Raw genomic sequence first — 4,164 nt, forward strand, 5'->3', positions numbered from 1 at the left:
CACCCGTAATCGTTACCTGATCGGCAATGGCGGCAAAGCTCGACTTATCGATCCATTCCACTGTACCAACGGCATCGGTAACCAATACCTTGTCGTTACCTCCGCTCAATATGTTTTCTGTCTGAACTGCATTATCAGCTAATTCAGCATTAGTAATTCCATCGGCCGATACGTCCAGCGTATAAGGGCTAACCGTTGTTCCGGCTCCTGAACGAACCAAGGTAGCATCAGTAGCATTTAAAATTTCATTTCCAATTACACCATCGACTTCAGTTACCGTCACAGAGCCTAAATCTACTAGAATCCAGTCGCTTCCATCCCATTGCATTACCTGTCCAGAGGCCGTACCATCAGCTATGTTTTCCAATTGTACCGCATCATCGGCCAATTTTGAATTCGTCACCGCATCAGGGCCTAATTTGGAATTTACTATGGAAAGGTCCTCAACCTTGAAGGGATCTCCAACCGATCCTATTCCCGTAATAGTCACCTGATCGGCCAAAACAGCGAAGCTGGACTTGTCCACCCATACTACTGTACCAACGGCATCGGTAACCAATACCTTGTCGTTTCCTCCGCTCAATATGTTTTCTGTCTGAACCGCATTGTCCGCCAATTTAGCATTGGTCACCGCATCGGCTCCAAGCTTGGCGGTCACAATGGATAGATCCTCCACTTTGAAGGGATCACCAGCGGTTCCAGCTCCAGTAATCGTTACCTGATCGGCAATGGCGGCAAAGCTCGACTTGTCGATCCACTCCACTGTTCCAACGGCATCGGTAACCAATACCTTGTCGTTACCACCTGAAGAAATATCCTCGGTAAGTATAGTTCCGTTCAATATGTTTTCTGTCTGAACCGCATCATCCGCCAATTTAGCATTGGTCACCGCATCGGCTCCAAGCTTGGCGGTCACAATGGAAAGGTCCTCCACTTTGAAGGGATCACCAGCGGTTCCAGCTCCAGTAATCGTTACCTGATCGGCAATGGCGGCAAAGCTCGACTTGTCGATCCACTCCACTGTTCCAACGGCATCGGTAACCAATACCTTGTCGTTACCACCTGAAGAAATATCCTCGGTAAGTATAGTTCCGTTCAATATGTTTTCTGTCTGAACCGCATCATCCGCCAATTTAGCATTGGTCACCGCATCGGCTCCAAGCTTGGCGGTCACAATGGAAAGGTCCTCCACTTTGAAAGGGTCCCCAGCGGTACCGGCACCCGTAATCGTTACCTGATCGGCAATGGCGGCAAAGCTCGACTTGTCGATCCACTCCACTGTTCCAACGGCATCGGTAACCAATACCTTGTCGTTACCTCCGCTCAATATGTTTTCTGTCTGAACCGCGTTATCGGCCAGTTTTGCATTGGTCACCGCATCGGCTCCAAGCTTGGCGGTCACAATGGAAAGGTCCTCCACTTTGAAGGGATCGCCAGCGGTCCCGGCCCCAGTAATCGTTACCTGATCGGCAATGGCGGCAAAGCTCGACTTATCGATCCACTCCACTGTACCAACGGCATCGGTAACCAGTACCTTGTCGTTACCTCCAGAGGAAATATCCTCGGTAAGTATAGTTCCGTTCAATATGTTTTCTGTCTGAACCGCATCATCGGCCAGTTTTGCATTGGTCACCGCATCGGCTCCAAGCTTGGCGGTCACAATGGATAGATCTTCCACCTTGAAAGGATCCCCAGAGGTCCCGGCACCCGTAATCGTTACCTGATCGGCAATGGCAGCGAAACTCGACTTGTCGATCCACTCCACTGTCCCAATAGCATCGGTAACCAAAACCTTGTCGTTACCACCTGAAGAAATATCCTCGGTAAGTATAGTTCCGTTCAATATGTTTTCTGTCTGAACCGCATTATCGGCCAGTTTAGCATTGGTCACCGCATCGGCTCCAAGCTTGGCGGTCACAATGGATAGATCCTCCACTTTGAAAGGGTCACCAGCGGTCCCGGCACCTGTAATCGTTACCTGATCGGCAATGGCGGCAAAGCTCGACTTATCGATCCACTCCACTGTTCCAACGGCATCGGTAACCAATACCTTGTCGTTACCTCCGCTCAATATGTTTTCTGTCTGAACTGCATTATCAGCTAATTCCGCATTAGTAATCCCATCGGCTGACACATCTAACGTATAAGGATCGGCATTAGTTCCTGATCCAGAACGTACCAAGGTAGCATCCGTTGCATTTAAAATTTCATTGCCAATTACACCGTCTATTTCTGTAACCGTCACAGAACCTAAATCTATTAGAATCCAGTCTGTCCCATCCCATTGTATTACCTGGCCAGAAGCCGTACCATCAGCTATGTTTTCCAATTGCACCGCATCATCGGCCAATTTTGAATTCGTAACCGCATCAGGGCCAAGTTTGGAATTTACTATGGATAAATCCTCAACTTTGAAGGGATCCGCAACCGTACCCATCCCGGTAATAGTCACCTGATCTGCCAAAACATCAAAGCTGGACTTGTCCACCCATACTACTGTACCAACTGCATCGGTAACCAAAACTTTAGCGTTTCCTCCGCTTAATATGTTTTCTGTCTGAACCGCATCATCGGCCAGTTTGGCGTTGGTCACTGCATCGTCACCCAGTTTTACCGTGGTCACCGCTCCATCGGCCAGTTTGGCCGTAACAATGGATAGGTCCTCAACCTTAAAAGGGTCGGCAACCGTACCCACACCGGTAATCGTTACCTGATCCGCAATGGCATCAAAGCTGGACTTGTCAACCCAGGCAACAGTACCAACTGCATCCGTTACCAAAACTTTATCGTTTCCTCCGCTTAATATGTTTTCTGTCTGAACTGCATTGTCTGCCAATTTAGCATTGGTAACTGCGTCATCACCCAGTTTTACTGTGGTCACTGCCCCGTCGGCAAGTTTGGCCGTTACAATGGATAGATCCTCCACTTTGAAGGGATCGGCTGTTGTTCCAACACCGGTAATCGTAACCTGATCGGCAATGGCATCGAAGCTGGACTTGTCCAGCCAGGCAACTGTACCAATTGCATCCGTAACCATAACCTTATCGTTACCACCTGAAGAAATATCCTCCGTTAAAATGGTACCATTTAATATATTTTCTGTCTGAACCGCATCATCCGCCAGTTTGGCGTTGGTCACAGCATCGTCACCCAGTTTTACCGTGGTTACCGCTCCATCACCCAGTTTTGCTGTTACAATTGATAAATCTTCAACCTTAAAAGGGTCGGCAACAGTACCCACTCCGGTAATCGTTACCTGATCTGAAATGGCATCAAAGCTGGATTTGTCAACCCAGGCAACAGTACCAACTGCATCCGTTACCAAAACTTTATCGTTTCCTCCGCTTAATATGTTTTCTGTCTGAACTGCATTGTCCGCCAGTTTCGCGTTGGTCACTGCATCATCGCCCAATTTTACCGTGGTCACTGCTCCGTCGGCAAGTTTGGCCGTAACAATGGATAGGTCCTCCACTTTGAAAGGGTCGGCAACAGTACCCACACCGGTAATCGTTACCTGATCCGCAATGGCATCAAAGCTGGACTTGTCAACCCAGGCAACAGTACCAACTGCGTCCGTTACCAAAACTTTATCATTACCACCTGAAGAAATATCCTCCGTTAAAATGGTACCGTTCAATATATTTTCTGTCTGAACCGCATCATCCGCCAGTTTAGCATTGGTAACTGCGTCATCACCCAGTTTTACCGTGGTCACCGCTCCATCAGCCAGTTTGGCCGTAACAATGGATAGGTCCTCAACCTTAAAAGGATCGGCAACAGTACCCACACCTGTAATCGTAACCTGATCCGCAATGGCATCAAAGCTGGACTTGTCAACCCAGGCAACTGTACCAACTGCATCGGTAACCAAAACTTTATCGTTTCCTCCGCTTAATATGTTTTCTGTCTGAACTGCATTGTCCGCCAGTTTGGCGTTGGTCACTGCATCATCACCCAATTTTACCGTGGTCACCGCTCCGTCGGCCAATTTTGCCGTTACAATAGAAAGATCCTCAACCTTAAATGGATCGGCAACAGTACCCACACCGGTAATCGTTACCTGATCCGCAATGGCATCAAAGCTGGACTTGTCAACCCAGGCAACTGTACCAACTGCATCCGTTACCAAAACTTTATCGTTTCCTCCGCTTAATATGTTTTCTG

At 48.3% G+C, this 4,164-nt stretch carries 1 protein-coding gene; it reads right to left on the reverse strand.

Translation table 11 applies throughout. The features are described from left to right. Positions 1-4,164: beta strand repeat-containing protein (locus H4O18_RS21790; protein ID WP_187588624.1), on the reverse strand; the 4,164-nt coding region annotated here is incomplete at both ends.

It is taken from the genome of Arenibacter arenosicollis (assembly GCF_014397245.1).
Lineage (GTDB): Bacteria > Bacteroidota > Bacteroidia > Flavobacteriales > Flavobacteriaceae > Arenibacter > Arenibacter arenosicollis.